This window comes from Solihabitans fulvus, from assembly GCF_008386585.1.
GTDB lineage: Bacteria > Actinomycetota > Actinomycetes > Mycobacteriales > Pseudonocardiaceae > Solihabitans > Solihabitans fulvus.
In genome coordinates, this window is sequence record NZ_VUOB01000041.1 from 257,792 (window position 1) to 275,291 (window position 17,500).

Genomic DNA, 17,500 nt, shown 5'->3' on the forward strand with positions numbered 1-17,500 from the left:
AGGAGAACGCAGTGGTGGGTTCCGAAGGCGGGAGCGCGGGTCTGCTGCCCACGTCGCACGACCCGGACGCCAAGGGGCACTTCGGGCCGTGGGGCGGCCGGTTCATGCCCGAGGCGCTGATCGCGGCCCTCGACGAGCTGAGCGCCGCGTACGAGAAGGCCAGGGTCGACCCCGAGTTCCTCAACGAGTTCGACCGGCTGCTGCGGGACTACGCCGGCAGGCCGTCGCTGCTCACCGAGGCGCCAAGGTTCGCCAAGCACGCTGGCGGGGCGCGGATCCTGCTCAAGCGTGAGGACCTCAACCACACCGGCTCACACAAGATCAACAACGTGCTTGGTCAGGCGTTGCTGACCAAGCGCATGGGCAAGCGCAGGGTGATCGCGGAGACCGGTGCGGGCCAGCACGGCGTGGCCACCGCGACCGCCTGCGCGCTGATGGGCCTGGACTGCGTCGTCTACATGGGCGAGGTGGACACCGAGCGGCAGGCGCTCAACGTCGCCAGGATGAAGCTGCTCGGCGCCGAGGTCGTGCCGGTGAAGACCGGTTCGCGCACGCTCAAGGACGCCATCAACGAGGCGCTGCGCGACTGGGTAGCCAACGTGGACGACACCCACTACCTGCTGGGCACGGCGGCCGGCGCGCACCCGTTCCCGATGCTGGTGCGGGACTTCCACCGGGTGATCGGCATCGAGGCGCGCCGTCAGGTGCTCGAACTCATCGGCAGGCTGCCCGACGTCGTGGCCGCCTGCGTCGGCGGCGGCTCCAACGCGATCGGCATCTTCCACGGGTTCATCGACGACCCCGAGGTCCGGCTGGTCGGCCTCGAGCCGGGCGGCGACGGCGTGTCCACCGGCCGGCACGGCGCGACCCTCACCGCGGGGTCGCCCGGCATGCTGCACGGCGCGTACTCGTACCTGTTGCAGGACGACGACGGCCAGATCGCCGAGGCGCACTCGATCTCGGCCGGGCTGGACTACCCCGGCGTCGGGCCGGAGCACTCCTGGCTCAAGGACACCGGCCGCGCCGAGTACCGGCCGATCACCGACGCCGAGGCGATGGAGGCGTTCTCGCTGCTGTCCCGCACCGAGGGCATCATCCCGGCGATCGAGTCCGCGCACGCCCTCGCCGGGGCCATCAAGCTCGGGAAGGAACTCGGCGAGGAAGCGGTCATCCTGGTGAACCTGTCCGGTCGTGGCGACAAGGACGTGGACACGGCCGCCAAGTACTTCAACCTCGCCCCCCAGGAGTAGTCGTGAGCAAGCTTGCCGGGATGTTCGAGGCGTGCAGGGCCGAGCGCCGGGCCGCGCTGATCGGCTACCTGCCCGCCGGCTACCCGACCGTGCCCGGCTCCAAGGAGCTGCTCGGCGCGATGGTGGCGTCCGGCTGCGACCTGGTCGAGGTCGGCGTGCCGTTCTCCGACCCGGTGATGGACGGCCCCACCATCCAGGCGGCGGCCGAGGAGGCGCTGCGCGCAGGCTTCCGGCTCAGCGAGCTGTTCGGCGTGGTCGACTCGATCGCGTCGGCCGGTGGCCGGGCCGTCGTGATGACCTACTGGAACCCGGTGCACCGCTACGGCGTCGACGCGTTCGCCCGCGACCTCGCCTCGGCGGGCGGGCTCGGCGTGATCACCCCCGATCTGGTGCCGGACGAGGCCGAGCAGTGGCTCGAGGCGTCGGAGCGGCACGGGCTGGACCGGATCTTCCTGGTTGCGCCGTCGTCAACCGAGGAGCGCATCGCCAGCACGGCCAAGGCCAGCAGCGGCTTCCTGTACGCGACGTCGGTGATGGGCGTCACCGGCGCGCGGGACGTGGTCAGCAACGCCGCGCCCGAGCTGGTCCGGCGCGTCCGCGAGCACACCGACCTGCCGGTCGGCGTCGGCCTCGGCGTCCGCTCCGGTGCTCAGGCCGCCGAACTGGCCGGCTTCGCCGACGGCGTCATCGTCGGCTCGGCCTTCGTCACCCGCGCCGCCGAGGGCGGCGAGCGCGCCGTCCGCGAGCTGACCGAGGAACTGGCCGAGGGCGTCCGCAACCCGGTCGCCACGATCGGCTGACCTTCTCGGCGGCGGCTCGAGCGGCCGTTCCCGATAACAATCGGGTTGACCGGCTAGCACCCAACACGACCCGAACGGAGCACCGGCTACGGTGTTCCCGTGCTGACCCACGCGACGAGCGTCGTGCTCGCCAACATCCCGAGCCCCGACCGAGGGGTGTGGCAGCTCGGCCCGATTCCGCTCAGGGCCTACGCGCTGTTCATCATTCTCGGCATCGTCGTCGCGATCTGGCTTGGCGAGCGACGCTTCGTCGCCCGCGGCGGCGAGTCCGGCACCGTCGTAGACATGGCCGTGTTCGCCGTGCCGTTCGGGCTGGTCGGCGGCCGGCTCTACCACGTGATCACGGACAACCAGAAGTACTTCGGCCCCGGCAAGAACCCGCTCGACGCGCTGAAGATCTGGAACGGCGGCCTCGGCATCTGGGGCGCCATCGCGCTCGGCGGCGTCGGCGCGCTGATCGCCTGCCGCCGTCGCGGCATCCCGCTGCCGGCGCTCGCCGACGCCATCGCGCCGGGAATCGTGCTGGCCCAGGCGATCGGGCGGCTCGGCAACTACTTCAACCAGGAGCTCTACGGCGGCCCGACCACGCTGCCCTGGGGCCTGGAGATCTACCAGCGCGTCGACCCGTCCACCGGGCTGCCCGACGCGCTCAACGGCGTCGCCGTGAACCACACCCCGATCGAGGTCGTGCACCCCACGTTCCTCTACGAGCTGGTGGCCAACGTGGCCATCGCGCTGCTGGTGATCTGGGCGGACCGCAGGTTCCGGCTGGGCCACGGCAGGGCGTTCGCGCTGTATGTCGCCGGCTACACGTTCTTCCGGTTCTGGATCGAGCTGATGCGCGAGGACGAGGCGACGCTCGTCTTCGGGGTGCGGGTCAACGTGTGGGTCGCGGCGCTGGTGTTCATCGGCTCCATCGTCTACCTGGTGCTGGCCGCCAAGCGCGGCCCGAGGGAGGACCTCGTCGCGATCCGTGCCGCACGGGAGGGCACGGCCGACGCCGAGGCCGTACCAGAGTTCGAGGCGCCGGCGTCCGAGGCGCCGAAGGACCCGGAGCAGGGGTCCGCCGTGCAGGTCGGCGCCGAGCACCCGGCCGCGGATGGCGGCAGCAAGGCCGACGCGGAAGGCGACGCCCCGAAAGCGACCTAGGGCTCCCAACGATGCGAATTCTTGTCGTCGAGGACGACGACCGCGTGGCCAGGGGCCTGGTGATCGCGTTGCGGCACGCCGGCTACGAGGTCACCAGGGCGGCGACGGCCGCGGCCGCGCTGGACGCCGCTCCCGCCGACGTCGTGCTGCTCGACCTCGGCCTGCCCGACGCCGACGGCCTTGACGTGCTGCGCGAACTGCGGCGCAGCGCGGGCACCGCCGTGATCGCGGTGACGGCCAGGGGCGAGGAGCGCGAGCGCGTGCTCGGCCTGCGGTCCGGGGCCGACGACTACGTCGTGAAACCGTTCGGCACGGCTGAGCTGCTGGCCAGGATCGAGGCCGTGCTGCGGCGCACCAGGGCGGCGCGGGCCTCGGCCGGCGAGGACGCGCCCGTCCACGCCGGCCCGCTGGCGCTGGACCTGTCGGCGCGCACCGCCACCATCGGCGGCGAGCCGATCTCGTTGACCCGCAAGGAGTTCGACCTGCTCGCGCTGCTGGCCGCCCGCGCCGGCACGGTGGTCAGCCGCGACCTCATCGTGGACCAGGTGTGGCAGGCGAGCTGGGAGGCGCCGTCCCGCACGCTGGACACGCACATCGCCGCGCTGCGCGGCAAGCTCGGCCCCCAGGTGCGCATCGAGACGGTCCGTGGCGTTGGCTACCGCCTCGCGGAGGGCTGAGGTGGTGTCTGTGCTGGTCGTGTGCCGCGCGGGCTGCCGCCTCGCCGGGGACTGACCGTGGTGCGGCTGTTCCCATCGATATCGGGCGAGGATTGACCGGTGCTGCGTCGACTGCTCGCCGTCCTGGTGCCGTTGCTCGTCGCGCTGGTGTGCGCGCTTGGCGTGCCGCTCGGCACCGCCGTGGTGCAGCGGGAGACCCAGCTCACCTACCTGGACCGGCTCGGCGACGCAGGCCGGTTCGCCTCGCTGGCCGAGAACGCGCTGGCCTCGGGCCACACAGGTGCGCTGCGCGAGGAGCTGGCCCGCTACGACGACCTGTACGGCGTGCCGGCCGCGCTGGTGTCCCCGGACAAGCGGGTGCTGCTCGCCTCGCGGTCGAACGTCGACCTGTCCGACCCAGCCGTCGGCAGCGGCCTGGCCGCCGCGTTCTCCGGCTACCGGGCCGACGCGACCAACGCGGTGTGGCCGTGGCAGAGCGCGCCGCTCGTGGTGGTCGAGCCGGTCGGCCGGGACAGTCAGGTGGTCGCCGCCGTGGTCACCATCTCGCCGACCGACCGGCTGCGCGGCGACATCCTCGGCGAGTGGGGGTGGCTGGCGCTGATCGGGCTGGTGCCGCTGCTGGCGGTGGTCGCGGTGGCGTGGCCGGTGTCGCGGTGGGTGCTGCGGCCGGTGCGGCGGCTCGACGAGGCGACCGCGGCCGTGGCGGGCGGCGACCTGGACTCGCGGGCCGACGAGGTGGCCGGGCCGCCGGAGCTGCGACGGCTCGCGGCGTCCTTCAACACGATGATGGACGCGGTCGGCACGGCGTTGCGGCGGCAGCGGGCGTTCGTGTCCGACGCCTCGCACCAGCTGCGCAACCCGCTGGCGAGCCTGCGCCTCGCGGTGGAGAACCTGGCCCCGCACGTGCGCGGCGCGGACGGCGAGGAGGCGCAGCGGATCGCCGTCGAGGAGGCCGAGGAGATGGGCAGGGTCCTCGACGCGCTGCTCGCCGCGACCCGGCTGGACAGCGTCGCGGCGGCCGAGCCGGTGGCGCTGGACGGGCTGCTCGCCACGCGCGAGCCGGGCTGGCTGGCCTCGGCGCAGCGGGCCGGCCTGCGACTGCGCGTTGAGGTGCCGGGTTGTCTGCGGGTGCTCGCGTCGCCGGGCGGGCTCGGCAGCGTGCTGGACGAACTGGTCAGCAACGCCGTCCGGCTGTCCGGCGGCACGGAGGTGCTGGTGCGCGCCGAGGTCGGGCCGTCGGACATCCGGCTGCACGTGGTCGACGACGGCACCGGCCTGTCGGAGCAGGAGCGCGCGGCGGCGCTGCGGCGGTTCTGGCGGGCGCCCCGGCACCAGAACGTGCCCGGCACCGGTCTCGGCCTGGCGATCTGCGCGGAGCTGGTCGAGTCGGCCGGCGGCACCCTGCGGTTGGTGGCCGCGGAGCCGAAGGGGCTCGACGTGGTGATCACGCTGCCTGGCGAGGCCTGATGGCAGCGGGTTGTGGACAGCGAACGTCTCGACGTGGTGATCACGCTGCCCGCCGAGGCCTGACTACAGCAGGTTGTGGACAGCGAACGCAGTGGTCACAGCCGGCCGCCGCGAGTTGTCCACAGCCGACCGCGACTCGCGCCTCGTTGCGTCATGGGTGCCGATAGCCTGGTCAAGGGCACGGCCCCCTAGGGAAGGGCGGGGTCTACCTGGGCCATTCCGTCGGTCGAAGATCTAAGATGAGTGGCGTGCGATTGATCAAGTACAGCCACGCTTGTGTCCGGTTGGAGCAGGACGATCGGGTGCTGGTCATCGATCCCGGCGTCTGGTCGGAGGCGGAGGCCCTGATCGGCGTGACCGATGTGCTCATCACCCATGAGCACGCCGACCATGTCGACCTCGACAGGCTCAAGGCCGCCGAGGGGGTGCGGATCTTCGCGCCGGCCGAGGCGGCAGCGCAGGCGACCGAGTTGGGCGAGCGCGTCGTGACCGTCGCCGCCGGCGAGGACTTCACCGCTGGCGGGTTCTCGGTTCGTGCCGTCGGCGGGCTGCACGCGGAGATCTTCGACGGGCTGCCGGGCTGCGCCAACCTCGGCTACATCGTCGAAGGCGTCTACCACCCCGGCGACTCGTTCTTCGTCCCGGACGAAGAGGTCGACACGCTGCTCGTGCCCGCGGCGGGGCCGTGGTTCAAGCTCGGCGAGGCGCTCGAGTTCACGCGCGCGGTCAAGCCCGCCCGCGCCTTCCCGATCCACGACGCTCCCCTGAACGATCTCGGCAAGAGCAACGTCGACGGGTGGATGGACTTCAAGGGCGACACGCAGTACGCGCGCCTTGGCACGGGCGAGTCGACGACGTGGTGACCGGGCGGGCCCTGCGACGCGGGGCCCGTCTCACCTCTTCGCGTTGCGGAACCAGCGTTGCGCGCCGGGGTGCAGCGGCACCGGGCCGGTGGCGATGCCCGTCCGCACGTTGATCCGGCTCGCCTCGGGGTGCCCCGCGGCGATCCGCGCCGACTCGGTGAAGACCGTGCCGGTCACCACCTCGACCACGTCGTCCGGCAGGTCGGCGCGCACCAGCAGCAGGTTCGGCACGGCGACGGTCGGGCACGGCGGCAGGTCGCCGTACGTGGTGGTCGGGATCGTCGCCGGCAGATACGGCCCCGAGACGGCACCGGCCAGCGTCTCCGCCTCGTGCGACAGCGGCACGAGCCGCACCGGGAACCTGTCGAGCAGCCCGGTAATCGCCGGGGTCGGGATGCCGGTGAGGGTCAGGAACGCCTCGATCCGGCCGGCCTCCAGCGCGGCCGAGGAGTCGGCCTGGTTCAGCCGCACCCCGTTGACCTGGACGCCGAGCAGCCGCAGCAGCCGCGTGCCGGTGAACTCCGTGCCGGACCCGGTGGCGCCCAACGACACCGTGCGGCCGGCCAGGTCGGCGAGCGCGCGGATCGGCGAACCTGCCGGCACCACCAGGTGCAGGAAGCTGTCGTAGAGCCTGGCAACGGCCCGAATCCCCGGGTCGGGGCTGCTGTTGTCGGTGTTGAGGACCGCGTCCAGGGACGAGAGGGCCAGCTGGACCGCGCCGGAGACGAGCAGCTGCTGGTTCTGCACCGACGCGCTGCTCGGCCTGGCGCGCACCCTGGTGTCCGGCAGGTGCCGGGCCAGCGCGTCCGCCAGCGCGGCGCCGATCTCGCGGAACACCGCGCCCTCCGGCCCGGTGGCCAGGACCAGTTCGGCCGGACCCGGCTGCCGGCCGAGCGTGCACCCGCTCAGTGCGGCGGCTGCCGCGCCGAGCAGCACCGCGCGGCGGCTCACCGGGTGACGGAACACCGGCGCAGGTTAACCCGACCGTCACCCCGTGGCCGATTCGTGACCACTCTTTTCGTCAGGGCAGCCCCAAGTTTCCGCGAGGTGACTTGCACGTTGCGCGCAACGTGCCGAGGATCACCGCCCAGCCCCTTGTGTGACGTCAACTCTAGGAGGACGCGGTGGCCGCCACCGACCTCGGGAACCCGAGCCGGGTTCGCAAGCCGCTCTACCGGCACCTGTACTTCTGGGTGCTGGCCGCGATCGTGCTCGGCGTGGTCGTCGGCCTCGTCTTCCCCGCGCAGGCCAGCCAGCTCAAGTGGCTGGCGGACCTGTTCGTGAACCTGGTGAAGATGGTGATCGCGCCGACCATCTTCTGCACGATCGTCGTCGGCATCGCGGGCCTCGGGAACCTGGCCAAGGCCGGCGGCCTCGCGCTGCGCACGATCCTCTACTTCACCGCGATGACGACCCTGGCCCTGACCATCGGGCTGATCGTGGTGAACGTGCTCAAGCCGGGGCACGGCCTCGGCATCAAGGTCAACGAGAAGACGGCGGCAGCCACCCTCGACCAGGCCAAGGCGAGCAGCGAGGGTGTCACGGACTTCATCCTCAGCCTGGTGCCGAAGTCGTTCGTCAGCGCGTTCACCGACGGCCAGCTGATCCAGGTGCTGGTGGTGGCCGTGCTGGTGGCCGTCGCGTTGGCGTCGATGGGCGAGCGTGGCGCGAAGGTCGTCTCCGCGCTGGACACCGTCGCGAAGGTGATGTTCGGCGTCATCAAGGTCATCATGTATGCGGCGCCGATCGGCGCGTTCGGCGGAATCGCCTACACCGTCGGCAAGTTCGGCAGCCAGGTGCTGACCGGCCTCGCCTTCCTGATGGGCGCGTTTTACCTGACCTGCGCGCTGTTCATCGTGGTGGTGCTTGGCGTGATCTGCCGGCTGTGCGGGTTCAGCGTGTTCAAGTTCCTGCGCTACATCAAGGACGAGATCCTGATCGTGCTCGGCACCTCCTCCAGCGAGTCGGTGCTGCCGAGGATGCTGGTCAAGCTGGAGGCGGCCGGCGCGAAGAAGTCCGTGGTGGGACTGACGATTCCGACCGGCTACTCGTTCAACCTCGACGGCACCTGCATCTACCTGACGATGGGCGCGATCTTCATCGCGCAGGCCACCGGGCACGACATCTCGCTCGGCACGCAGATCGGGCTGCTGCTGTTCATGTTGTTGTCCAGCAAGGGCGCGGCGGGCGTGACGGGCGCCGGCCTGGTCACGCTGGCGGCGTCGCTCCAGGCGTTCGGCGGGGTGATTCCCGCCGTCGGCATCGCGCTGATCGTCGGTATCGACCGGTTCATGTCCGAGGCGCGGGCGATCACCAACGTGATCGGCAACGGCATCGGCACGCTGGTCGTGGCGCGCTGGCAGAACGAGCTGGACCGCGAGCGCCTCGCCGAGGTGCTGAACAATCCGTCCACTGTGGACGTTGATGCCCTGATGAAGGCCGCCTGACAAGGTTTCCCGCCGGACTTACGACAGGATCCCGCGAACAGCCGAGAGGCCAGGCTACCGGCGACTGAGTTGCCGGTAGCCTGGCCGTTCCTGTTGCTGCCCACTGGGATGGTGGACCGCACAGTGAACCAACAGGCGTCCAGATTGGACTCGGTGGACGCGGCCTCGTCTATCGTCTCTCGCGGTGCCACCATTGTCGATCAGCCCAGCAGGGCCTACGGAAGCGAGCCAGTCGGTCGAATGAACGCCCTGTTTCTCGTGATCGCGGTCGCACTCATGGTCCGGTCGCTGACGGCGTCACGCCTGGACCGGTGGAATATCGGGGCGCCGCTGATCATGGTGCTGGCCGGAGTCGGAGTCGGCATCGTCAACGAGCACTCGATCGCGGCCTTGCTGAACACCCAGGGAATGCAGCAGGCAGCGGAGATCATCCTTGCTGTACTGCTGTTCACCGACGCCACGGAGGTGCGCGGAGGGCGACTGTGGGGCGGCTCGCCGGGGCCGGTCGCCAGAGTGCTGCTACTGGCGCTCCCGCTGAGCCTCGGGCTGGCGATGGTTCTGGGCTGGCTGCTGTTCCCCGGCCTGCCCTGGCCCGTGCTGCTGTTGATCGCCGGGGTCGTGGTGCCGACCGACTTCGCCCCAGCCGAACGCCTGGTCCGTGATCGCGGGCTGCCCACGCATGTGCGCAGCGTGCTCAATGTGGAGAGTGGCTACAACGATGGAATCGTCTCCCCGCTCTTCCTCTTCGCGTTGATCCTGGCGGGCGATCACGACCAGGCACGCACGCCGCTGGCCGCCCTGGGAACCGCCGTGCCCTTCGCGCTCAAGGCTGTCGGCGTCGGTGTGGTGCTCGGGACCGTCCTGGCGGTGCTGATGGACCGGGCACACCGTGCCGGCTGGATGACAGGCCAGTCCGGACGCATCGCGATTCTGCTGGCTCCGTTGCTGACCTACACGGTGACCGTCGGCATCGACGGCAACGGCTTTGTCGCCTCCTTCGTCTGCGGTATCGCCTTCCGCTATGTACACAGGCTGATCAAGGTGCGTCGCCTCCGCCGTGCGCCGGCCGACCGAGGCATGGACCGCGCGCGTGCCTTGCGTGAGGACTTCCACCTGCTGGAGGACTTCACCACGGTGCTGACCATGACGATGTGGTTCATGGTGGGAGTCGCTGCCGTGCTCGTGGTCACGATCGGGGTGTCGTGGCAGGTGGTCCTGTTCTGCGTGGCGGCGCTCACCGTGGTCCGCCTGGTGCCCGTGCTCATCTCGCTGATCGGCTCGGGATTCTCTCCGCGTGAGCGCTTGCTCGTCGGCGTGCTGGGACCACGTGGCACGACGTCGATCGTGTTCGGGCTGTTGGCGTTCAACCGCCTGCCGGAGGGCACCGTCGCCGACAACATCCTCAACATCACCGTGATGTGCGTCCTCGGAAGCGTGCTGGTGCACGGCCTTGGCGCCAGGCCGGCGACACGACTCCTGATGAGGACACGCAAGCCCGGCCCGGCGACCACGGCCCCGGAACACCCGGCCTGACCTGGTAGCCACAGGCGGGGTGAGGACACCGCGACGGCATGAGCACTGCTCAGTACCGGGTGATCCGCATCCCTGCGGCGCGGATCACCCGTTCGGTACGCTCCCGTCGTGCGTGATCATCCGCTGGGCGCGACCGCGACTGGGATGTCCCCGTTGTGCTGGCACGCCGATGTCGTGATCGTCGGCGGTGCCGTCGCCGGCGCAAGCACTGCTCACGCGCTCGCCGCGCTGGGCGTGTCCTGTGTGCTGCTGGAGCGCACTGTGGATTTCCCTGAACTCAACCGAGGCGACGTCATCCAACCGCTGTCTCTTGGGCTGCTCCGCAAGTGGGGAGTGCTGCCAAGGATTGAGGCGATGGGCGGCTACCCGGTGGTGGCGTCCGGCTACTTCCACCGTCAGCACGGGTTTCTCGGCGAATGGGGATTCGCCGATCTCGACACCGCCCATCCGCACCAGACGGTGTTGCGGCACACGAATCTGCACCGTGCCCTGTACGCCGCGTTCGCCGACCGAGCGAGCCTCGTGACGGTGCGGCGTGGAGCACAGGTGAGCACGCTTCTGCTCGACGGTCCCGGTGACGTCGTGCGCGGTGTCGGCGGCACGATCGACGGCAAACCCTTCCGTGCCACCGGCAGGGTCGTGGTGGCCGCGGACGGAGCGGGGTCGAGGCTGCGCCGGTTCGCCGGGATCGAGGTCGACCAGGCCCACGACTACGTCCACGAGTACCTGATGCCGATGTGCCCCCGTCCGGACGTGCCGGAGCTCGAGCACCGCACGATGCGCTACGTCGGCGCCGAGGGCCTCACGATGATCATCCCGCTCGACGGCGGCGCCGAGGTACGGGTGCCCTTCCAGATCCCGGTGGCCGAGGAGGCGTACTGGAAGTCGCTGACGCCGGGGCAGCTGTGGCAACGGATGGTGGCCCGCGCCCCGGTGCTCGACGGTGCTCCCGGGCCGGTGACCGGCGGCGTGCACACCTACCGGATCCACCTTCGCCACGCGCAGCGTTACGTCGAGGGCCGGATCTGTCTGGTCGGCGACGCCGCGCACGTCGTGCCGCCAACGGTGGCGCAGGGCATGAACATGGCGATGCTCGACGCGGACGTGCTGGCCGCTGTCATCCGGCGCAGCCTCCACGAGGACGACGTCGAACACGGGCTGGGGCTCTACGACCAGCTGCGCCGCCCGGTGAACGCCGCGGTGTTGGCGGCGTCGCACGAGCAGACCCTGGCGCAGGCCGCGACCGGCCCGGCCGTTGACGAGCACGTGCTGCGCGACCACGCGTGGCTGGCCGACCCACAGCGATGCAGGGAGGTGGCCGAGCGCGTCGCAGGCCTGCGTAACCCGACTGCCGAACAACTCGGGATCCTTGACTCACAAGGAGAAACGCTCCCATGACTGATGCCGGCCCACGGAGATCGGAGCGCGGATGCACATGCGAGCCGTCGACCGCGGCCCGGGAAAGGTCCAGCAGGTCGGCGGCCCGCAACTCGGCCAGCAACACCTCATGCAGCTGCTGCCAGACCTCGGCCTCGTTCCAGTCGCGCAGCCGCCGCCAGCACGTCATGCCCGAGCCGAAGCCCAGCTCCTGCGGCAGGAACTCCCACCGGATCCCGGTGTACAGCACGAACAGGATGCCGTTCAGCGCCTTGCGGTCGTCCACACGCGGCCGGCCCGGATACCTCGGATTGCGTTTCACCTGCGGCAACAGCGGCTCGATCCGCTCCCATCGGCCGTCATTGACCTCCCAGGGCCGACGTGTGCTCTTCTTCGTCTCGGCTGCCGCACACCTCCGGCAGCATCAACGATGCCTGACACACACCACATTCCCGCAGGTCAGACAGCCCAATTTTGTTAGGAGTTCTTAGGGCGGAGGCCGGCGCAGGCGATGGCGGCCAGGCTGCCGGCCTGCCTGCCGGCCGGCGCCTGTCGTTCCATGGCCAGGCAGCCGATCATGACTGCCCGCAGGTCCGCGATGTCGACGTCCGTGCGGACCGCGCCCGCGTCCTGGGCGCGGGCCAGCAGCCGGCCGAACGCCGGGCGGAAGCGCGACTCGTGGCCCCACACCGTCGCGGGGCTGATCCCGGCGTCGCCCTCGATGGCGTCGCAGAGCGCCAGGTTGAGCAGCGCCCGTTCGATCATCCTGCCGAAGAAGCCGTAGAACGCGGCGTCGGGATCCGGTGCGTCGGCGGCGGCCTCGGCGTCCGTCGTGAGCTGGTTCAGCCGGTCGGTCATCAGCGCCCCGAACAGCGCGTCCTTGGTGGGGAAGTGCCGGTAGACGGTGCCGACGCCGACGCCAGCCCGCCGGGCGATCTCGTCGAACGAGACGCCGACACCCTCCTCGGCGAACGCGGTTTCGGCGGTCTCCAACACTCGCAAACGATTGCGCGCCGCGTCCGCGCGCAGCGGCTTCTCGGTCGTCACTGGTCGGACCTCCCGGTGGTTGACAAACGGAGAGAGCTCTCCATATCGTCTAAGTGGAGCGCGTTCTCCGATTCTATCGCCCACAGGTTTCCACAGGGAGAGTCCATGGCTGTCAGCGACAAGACCATTCTCGTGACCGGGGCCACCGGCCAGCAGGGCGGCGCGGTCGCCGCCAGGCTGCTCGCGGACGGCTGGCGGGTGCGGGCGCTGGTGCGCGACGCGGCCGCGCCGGCCGCCGAGAAGTTGCGCGCGGCCGGCGCCCAGCTCGTCACCGGCGACCTCGGCGACCGCGGCTCGCTGGACGCCGCCTCGGCCGGCGCGCACGGCGTCTACAGCATGCAGGCCAATCCGCTCGCCAGGCCCGCCGCCGTGCCGGAGGATACCGAGTTGGTGTGGGGCCGCAACATCGCGGACGCGGCGCACGCGGCCGGGGTCCGCCACCTCGTCTACTCCTCGAGCACCGGCGTCGACCGGCCGAACGGGCTCCGCAGCGTGGCCAACAAACTGGCGATCGAGCAGCACATCCGGTCGCTCGGCGTGCCGGCCACGATCTTCCGGCCGGTGTCGTTCATGGAGAACTTCCATGCGCCGTTCTGGTGGCAGGGCGGCAACCTCGCGTCCGGGCTCGACCCGGACAAGCGCAACCAGCTCATCGCCCTCGCCGACATCGGCGCGTTCGTCGGGCTCGCCTTCGCGCGCCCGGAGGACTATCTCGGCGAGACGATCGAGATCGGCGGCGACGAACTGACCCAGCTCCAGATCGCCGCCGCGATCGGTCGGGCGACCGGACTGCCCGTCGAGTACACGCACATCCCGATCGAGACGCTGCGGGCCACGAGCGAGACCCTGGCTCGCGCCTACGAGACGATGAACAGCCACGAGTTCGGCGCGGACGTCCCCGCCCTGCGCGAGCGCCACCCCGGCCTCCTGGACTTCGAGACCTGGCTGCGCGAGGGCGGCGCGGCACGGATCAAGTCCTTCCTGGACGGTGCTCCCGGCGCCTGACAGCTGGTGGTGCGTCAGTCTCCACGGGCGCGAGATGTCCGGGGTCGGGCGGCGGGCGGGGATCCTCGGATCCGATCAACTCCGGCGCCGCCCAACAGAGTCGCCCGACCCTAGGCACGTCCCCTGCGGGCCACCAGGTACTGGAGGGGGATCTCGAGTCGCTCGCCGTCCGGCAGGTGCTCGGTGCTCGGCAGCGTCGACCGCCCGCCGTCGACGACGCTCAGCCCCGCGTCGGCCAGCAGCCGCTCGAACTCGCCGTCGGCCAGCTCGGCCGGCGCGATGCCGTGCGCGAGGACCTCGCGGAGCTTCGGCACCGAGCCGTCGACGCTGAGGACGTCCCGGAACACGCTGCCCGCGTTCGGCGCGAGCTCGATGTCGAACAGGTGGCCGGACTCGCCGGCCAGCCGCGCGAGGGCGGCGGCCGCGGCAGGCCGCGCGCTCGCCGGCAACTGGTGCAGCACGGCCCTGACGTAGACGTTCGCGTCGCCGACCTCGGCGTGCAGGGCCTCGACGGCGGCCGGGTCGAGCAGGTCGAGCCTGCGGAACTCGGCGACGTCGCCGTGCGTCCCCCTGGCCAGCGCGATCGCCGCCTCGGCGACGTCCAGGCCGATCACCCGGTCGTACCGCTCGCCGAGGAACCTGGTCTGCGTTCCGTTGCCGCAGCCGATGTCCAGCACTGGAAGCGTCGGCGCGAAGTGCTCCCCGAACCACGCGTGGTGCCGCGCCACGTTGACCGAGGGGTCGCTGTCCCAGATCGCGGCGCCGGGGGCGGAGGGGAGGTCGAGCCAGTACTGCTCCCAGTTCCTGGCAAGGTCGTTCGACGCGGATTCGTTCACCATGGGTGCAATGCTCTGCCCTGAGTAGTCCTCCGGCGAGGAAAGCGCCCCTAACGGGTGAAGTAGTTCCGCCATCGCGGCGGTGCGGGCCGGTCGGCCACCGTCACGGTGTCGGCGCGCCGGTGGAGCGGACCGGGGTGACCACCCGGCCGCCGTCCGGAGTGGACAGCACCGCGACCGTCGCCGCGTAGTGCCGGGACAGCAGCTCCGGGGTGAGCACCTGCGCCGGGGTCCCGGTCGCCGCGACCCGGCCGCCGTCGAGCAGCAGCAGCCGGTCGGCGTACTGCGCGGCGAGGGTGAGGTCGTGCAGCGTGCTCACCACCGTCGTGCCGTCCTCCTTGCGCAGCCGGTCGATCAGCTCAAGCAACGCCTGCGCGTGCCCGATGTCCAGACCCGTGGTCGGCTCGTCGAGCAGCAGCACGCTGGTCTGCTGCGCCAGCACCCTGGCCAGCACCGCGCGCTGCCGTTCGCCGCCGGACAGCGTCCGCAGCTGGCGGCCGGCCAGCGCGGCGAGATCCAGTCGTGCCAACACATCCGTCACCACGTCGAGGTCGTGCCGGCTCTCCCTGGCCAGCGCGCGCAGGTGCGGCGTCCGCCCGAGCAGGACGTAGTCGGTGACGGTCAGGCCGTCCGGCAGCGCGGGTGTCTGCGGCGAGTAACCGACGGCGCGGGCCCGCTCGCGGTGCCCGAACGAGCCGATCGCCCGATCGTCCAGCAGCACCTCGCCGGTCCGGCCGACCAGCCCCGCGACGGCCTTGAGCAGGGTCGACTTGCCGGCGCCGTTCGGGCCGATCACCGCGAGCCAGCTGCCGGACCCGACCTCGACGCTGACCCGCTCGACCACCGGGCGACCCCGGTAGCCCGCCGCGACGTCCACCAGCCCCAGCTTCACGAGGCCCGCCCCCTGGTGGCGCGGAGCACGACGACGAAGAACGGCGCGCCGGCGAAGGCGGTGACCACGCCGATCGGCAGCTCGGCAGGCGCGAACGCCGTCCTGGCCACCACGTCGGCCGCGATCAGGAAGGTCGCCCCGCCAAGCAGCGACAGCGGCATCAGCACCCGGTAGCTGCCGCCGGCCAGCAACCGCACCGCGTGCGGCACCACGATCCCGACGAAGCCGATCAGCCCGCTCACCGCGACGGCCGCCGCCGTGGCCAGCGATGCGGCCACCAGCACCGCCAGCCGCACCCGCGCGGGCCGGATGCCCAGCGCGGCGGCCTCGTCGTCGCCGAGGGTCAGCACGTCAAGCAGCCGCCCGCACGCGCACAGCACCACCGAGGCCGCGCCGATGTAGGGCAGCACCAGCACCACCTGCTGCCAGCCCGCGGTGCCGAGGCCGCCGAGCATCCACGTGTAGACCTGCCGCAGGGTGTCGGCGTGTAGCTGCTGCACGAAGGTTTGGATGGCCGTCAGGAACGACGCGACGGCCACGCCGGCGAGCAGCAGCGTCGCCGTGCCGTGCCCGGCCGACCTGCCGAGCGCCCAGGTCAGCGTGACGCCGCCGAGCGCGCCAACGAACGCGGCCAGCGGCAGCGGCCCGACCACCCAGTCCTGCGCGGCCGGCACCGTGCCGACCACGAGGGTGGCCCCGAGGCCGGCGCCGGCCGCCGCGCCGAGCAGGTACGGGTCGGCCAGCGGGTTACGGAACACCCCCTGGAAGGCCGCGCCCGACATCGCCAGCGCCGCGCCGACCAGCCCGGCGAGCACCACCCTCGGCACCCGCAGCTGCCACAGGATCGCGGCCTCGCGGTCGGACAGCGGCGACGTGCCGCCCGTGAGCTGCGCGCCGATCTCGGCCAGCACGCGCTGCCAGCCGAGATCGATCGCGCCGAGCAGCACCGCGCCCGTCAGCACGACCGCGAGCACCAGCAGCCCCACCAGGAGCCTCGGCAGGGTCAGCCTGGTGAGCGCGGTCCGCGACATCTCGGGGTTACTTGACCTTGGCGACGGCCGAGGCGACCGCCTGCACCAAGTCGACGACGCGCGGGCCCCAGCGGGAGGCGATGTCGTCGCCAAGCACGACGACCCCGCCGTTGCGCACGGCGTTCAGCGACGCGAAGCCCGGCCGCGCGGCGACGGTCGCGGCGCTCTGCCCGCAGCACGTGCCGTCGGCGAGGAAGATCAGGTCGGGGTTGGCGTTGACGACCTGCTCGGCAGACAGCTGCGGGTAGTCGCTGGTGGCGGCCTTGTCGGCGATGTTGGTCAGCCCGAACAGCGCGTACACCTGGCCGATGAACGTCTTCGACGTCGCGGTGTACAGGGTCGGGTCGAGCTCGTGGTAGTAGCGCAGCTCCCTGGCCGGCTTGCGAGTGTCCTTGACGGCCTTGTCGATGCCGTCGCGGGTCTTGACCGTCAGCTCGTCGGCCTCGCGGACGTGCCCCGTCGCCTTGCCGAGCAGGCCGAACTGCGCGTACACGTCGTCCAGCTTGGCCGCGGCCGGCAGCAACAGCACCGGGATCTTGACCTTGGCCAGGTTCGCGACGAGCTGGTCGGTGTCGTTGGCCGCCACCACCAGGTCGGGGTTCTTGCCGGCGATCGCCTCGACGTTGGGCTTGAAGCCGGACAGCGTGGAGTGCGGCGCGTCGGCCGGGAAGTTCGACTGGTCATCGACGGCCACGACCTGCTTGCCGGCGCCGATCGCGAACAGCGACTCGGTGCTCGACGGCGTCAGCGAGACGATCCGCTCCGGCCGCTTGTCCAGCGTGACCGGCTTCCCGCCGGGCGGGGTCAGCACGACCGGGAACGACGCGGCAGCGGAGTCGGCGGTCGAGGTCGACGCGGCCGGGTCGGCGTCCTTCTCGCGGTTCGCGCAGCCACCCAGGGCGAACGCGCCGACCACGGCGAACAGGGGGACCAGCGCGGCGAGCCGGCGGGGACGACGGGAAATCGGGAGGCTACGCATGTTTCCTCGGGTGTCGGCCCGGCGAAAGGGCGGCCTGACCCCGAGACGAGACGGGCACACACGCTCCACCCCTGCGCCGGAGGCGGGTGACGTCGGGACAGCACGCTACCAGCACCGATGCGGCGTTAGAGCTCCTAACACGATGGC

The 17,500-nt window shown here is 71.3% G+C and carries 16 protein-coding genes and 1 pseudogene; 10 read left to right on the plus strand and 7 right to left on the minus strand.

All coding sequences use genetic code 11. The features are described from left to right. The first annotated feature begins 11 nt into the window (after positions 1-11). From trpB to F0L68_RS23170, 6 genes are all read left to right on the plus strand, one after another. The gene (gene trpB / locus F0L68_RS23145) at positions 12-1,250 is read left to right on the plus strand and encodes a tryptophan synthase subunit beta (protein WP_223199052.1); all 1,239 of its coding nucleotides are present in this window, start codon (positions 12-14) and stop codon (positions 1,248-1,250) included. A 2-nt stretch (positions 1,251-1,252) separates the two neighbouring features. Next, entirely contained in the window at positions 1,253-2,050 is a 798-nt protein-coding gene (gene trpA, locus F0L68_RS23150; protein ID WP_149851730.1) for a tryptophan synthase subunit alpha, read from the plus strand. A 102-nt stretch (positions 2,051-2,152) separates the two neighbouring features. After that, positions 2,153-3,199, plus strand: a complete 1,047-nt coding sequence (gene lgt, locus F0L68_RS23155) for a prolipoprotein diacylglyceryl transferase (protein WP_149851947.1) — start codon at positions 2,153-2,155, stop codon at positions 3,197-3,199. An 11-nt stretch (positions 3,200-3,210) separates the two neighbouring features. Then, positions 3,211-3,876 carry a response regulator transcription factor gene (locus F0L68_RS23160; protein WP_149851731.1) on the plus strand — a complete coding sequence of 222 codons (666 nt, stop codon included), beginning with the start codon at positions 3,211-3,213 and terminating at the stop codon, positions 3,874-3,876. Between the two features lie 99 nt (positions 3,877-3,975). Next, the gene (locus F0L68_RS23165; protein ID WP_149851732.1) at positions 3,976-5,343 is read left to right on the plus strand and encodes a HAMP domain-containing sensor histidine kinase; all 1,368 of its coding nucleotides are present in this window, start codon (positions 3,976-3,978) and stop codon (positions 5,341-5,343) included. Positions 5,344-5,591: 248 nt separating this feature from the next. Continuing rightward, entirely contained in the window at positions 5,592-6,206 is a 615-nt protein-coding gene (locus F0L68_RS23170) for an MBL fold metallo-hydrolase (protein ID WP_149851733.1), read from the plus strand. A 30-nt stretch (positions 6,207-6,236) separates the two neighbouring features. On the opposite strand, the gene F0L68_RS23175 is transcribed toward F0L68_RS23170, so the two are convergent. Further along, complete coding sequence (locus F0L68_RS23175) at positions 6,237-7,172, minus strand: TAXI family TRAP transporter solute-binding subunit (protein WP_223199053.1); 936 nt, start codon at positions 7,170-7,172, stop codon at positions 6,237-6,239. A gap of 158 nt (positions 7,173-7,330) precedes the next feature. Here F0L68_RS23175 and dctA point away from each other — a divergent pair, with 158 nt between their 5' ends. The 3 genes from dctA to F0L68_RS23190 all read left to right on the plus strand — a co-directional run bounded on the left by dctA (position 7,331) and on the right by F0L68_RS23190 (position 11,584). Continuing rightward, on the plus strand, positions 7,331-8,653 hold the full coding sequence (dctA, locus tag F0L68_RS23180; RefSeq protein ID WP_149851734.1) for a C4-dicarboxylate transporter DctA: 1,323 nt from the start codon (positions 7,331-7,333) through the stop codon (positions 8,651-8,653). 153 nt (positions 8,654-8,806) lie between these two features. Then, a complete protein-coding gene (locus F0L68_RS23185) occupies positions 8,807-10,186 on the plus strand; it encodes a cation:proton antiporter (RefSeq protein ID WP_306463163.1) in 1,380 nt (459 codons plus the stop codon). A gap of 108 nt (positions 10,187-10,294) precedes the next feature. After that, positions 10,295-11,584, plus strand: a complete 1,290-nt coding sequence (locus tag F0L68_RS23190; protein ID WP_149851735.1) for an FAD-dependent oxidoreductase — start codon at positions 10,295-10,297, stop codon at positions 11,582-11,584. 34 nt (positions 11,585-11,618) lie between these two features. Here the strand turns inward: F0L68_RS23190 and F0L68_RS23195 are convergent. Further along, a pseudogene (locus tag F0L68_RS23195) lies at positions 11,619-11,915 on the minus strand (transposase); the annotation flags it as partial. A 125-nt stretch (positions 11,916-12,040) separates the two neighbouring features. Further along, positions 12,041-12,610: a TetR/AcrR family transcriptional regulator gene (locus F0L68_RS23200; RefSeq protein WP_149851736.1), complete on the minus strand. Its 570-nt coding sequence runs from the start codon at positions 12,608-12,610 to the stop codon at positions 12,041-12,043. Between the two features lie 105 nt (positions 12,611-12,715). Between F0L68_RS23200 and F0L68_RS23205 the strand changes: the two genes are divergently transcribed. Then, on the plus strand, positions 12,716-13,615 hold the full coding sequence (locus F0L68_RS23205; RefSeq protein WP_149851737.1) for an NmrA/HSCARG family protein: 900 nt from the start codon (positions 12,716-12,718) through the stop codon (positions 13,613-13,615). A 110-nt stretch (positions 13,616-13,725) separates the two neighbouring features. Here the strand turns inward: F0L68_RS23205 and F0L68_RS23210 are convergent, their stop codons facing one another. The 4 genes from F0L68_RS23210 to F0L68_RS23225 all read right to left on the minus strand — a co-directional run bounded on the left by F0L68_RS23210 (position 13,726) and on the right by F0L68_RS23225 (position 17,353). Continuing rightward, positions 13,726-14,454, minus strand: coding sequence for a class I SAM-dependent methyltransferase (locus F0L68_RS23210; RefSeq protein ID WP_149851738.1), 729 nt, complete (start codon positions 14,452-14,454; stop codon positions 13,726-13,728). 100 nt (positions 14,455-14,554) lie between these two features. Further along, positions 14,555-15,343, minus strand: coding sequence for an ABC transporter ATP-binding protein (locus F0L68_RS23215; protein WP_149851739.1), 789 nt, complete (start codon positions 15,341-15,343; stop codon positions 14,555-14,557). After that, complete coding sequence (locus tag F0L68_RS23220; RefSeq protein WP_149851740.1) at positions 15,340-16,374, minus strand: FecCD family ABC transporter permease; 1,035 nt, start codon at positions 16,372-16,374, stop codon at positions 15,340-15,342. The genes F0L68_RS23215 and F0L68_RS23220 overlap by 4 nt, the downstream gene beginning before the upstream one ends. 7 nt (positions 16,375-16,381) lie before the next feature. Then, positions 16,382-17,353, minus strand: coding sequence for an ABC transporter substrate-binding protein (locus tag F0L68_RS23225; protein WP_149851741.1), 972 nt, complete (start codon positions 17,351-17,353; stop codon positions 16,382-16,384). Positions 17,354-17,500 lie beyond the last annotated feature (147 nt).

Excerpts from the sequence above, each read along its gene's own strand:
- F0L68_RS23160 (WP_149851731.1), top strand. The coding sequence starts at position 3,211 with ATGCGAATTCTTGTCGTCGAGGACGACGACCGCGTGGCCAGGGGCCTG.
- F0L68_RS23205 (WP_149851737.1), top strand. The coding sequence starts at position 12,716 with ATGGCTGTCAGCGACAAGACCATTCTCGTGACCGGGGCCACCGGCCAG.
- F0L68_RS23210 (WP_149851738.1), bottom strand. The coding sequence starts at position 14,454 with ATGGTGAACGAATCCGCGTCGAACGACCTTGCCAGGAACTGGGAGCAG.
- F0L68_RS23220 (WP_149851740.1), bottom strand. The coding sequence starts at position 16,374 with ATGTCGCGGACCGCGCTCACCAGGCTGACCCTGCCGAGGCTCCTGGTG.
- F0L68_RS23225 (WP_149851741.1), bottom strand. The coding sequence starts at position 17,353 with ATGCGTAGCCTCCCGATTTCCCGTCGTCCCCGCCGGCTCGCCGCGCTG.